The sequence below is a fragment of the Synechococcus sp. R6-5 genome (assembly GCF_047461775.1).
In the GTDB taxonomy this organism is placed as follows: domain Bacteria; phylum Cyanobacteriota; class Cyanobacteriia; order Thermostichales; family Thermostichaceae; genus Thermostichus.
Map to the genome: position 1 here is coordinate 1 of NZ_JANSHV010000389.1, position 839 is coordinate 839.

Annotated in this window: 1 protein-coding gene; it reads right to left on the reverse strand. The window is 55.7% G+C overall.

Annotation, left to right across the window (positions count from 1 at the left end):
- Window positions 1-79 precede the first annotated feature (79 nt).
- A complete protein-coding gene (locus tag NW818_RS13920) occupies window positions 80-613 on the reverse strand; it encodes a thermonuclease family protein (RefSeq protein WP_414424893.1) in 534 nt (177 codons plus the stop codon).
- Window positions 614-839 lie beyond the last annotated feature (226 nt).

The window sequence follows — 839 nt, forward strand, 5'->3', positions numbered from 1 at the left end:
CTTATTATTGACTAGAGTCATGCTCTTTCCTCTCTGCTCCCTTGAAGATTAAAGAACTGAAGTTCAGTATAAAGCCAACTCAGAGACGGCTCCAAATGCCAAGGCGCTCCTGCTGGGCTTTTTCTTGTAGGCCACCGTAGTAGCTGTCGTACTTGATGTTGTGGCTGTAGGGGATGATGCGGGCCAGGCCATTGCGCACCAACATGGCGTTCATCTGATGGCCTTCTAACCAGACATAGGCCTCCACCAAGCCCGTAGCATCTACGTTGCGCAGCAACTTATCCCCTTCCAGCTTGACGGTGCGGTAGAGGATGCGCTCCCGCATCAGTTCAATGGCTTGCTGGTAATAGGGGTTTTCTTCCGGGCTAAGACCCTCGATCCCGGCCAACCGGATTAGGCGCATCTTCTGTTCCCCTTCGATTTGCACCACTAGGGTGTCGCCGTTGACCACCCGCACCACAACCGCATCTGGGTAGCGATCGAAGCGGTGGTTGTCGAAGTAGAACGGGGTAGCGGGAACGACCCGGGGCTCTCCAAACCCGTGGCTGGGAAGGACGGGTATGGCCAGAAGCAATCCCAATGCAGCAGAGCCGAGAGCAATACGCTGGAACATGACCTTAATCCCCCACTTTGGACGCAGCCCCCTCTTCTTTTCCCGCCGGGGAGTTTCCGGTGGCAACGCTCAAAGTGTAATGGTAGCGGCAACTCTCCAGAAAACAATCCCACCGCAGATTTGAATTGGCCAGCGGTAGATCCGCCGTTGGTTGGGTTGCCCAAGGCTCCCAGGCGACTGAGCCATTCCTGCTCGCTTTTCTTCAGCTAGAAATCGCAGGAGCCCC

Bases quoted from the DNA above. Each gene is read 5' to 3' on its own strand.
- NW818_RS13920 (WP_414424893.1), bottom strand. From the start codon at position 613: ATGTTCCAGCGTATTGCTCTCGGCTCTGCTGCATTGGGATTGCTTCTG.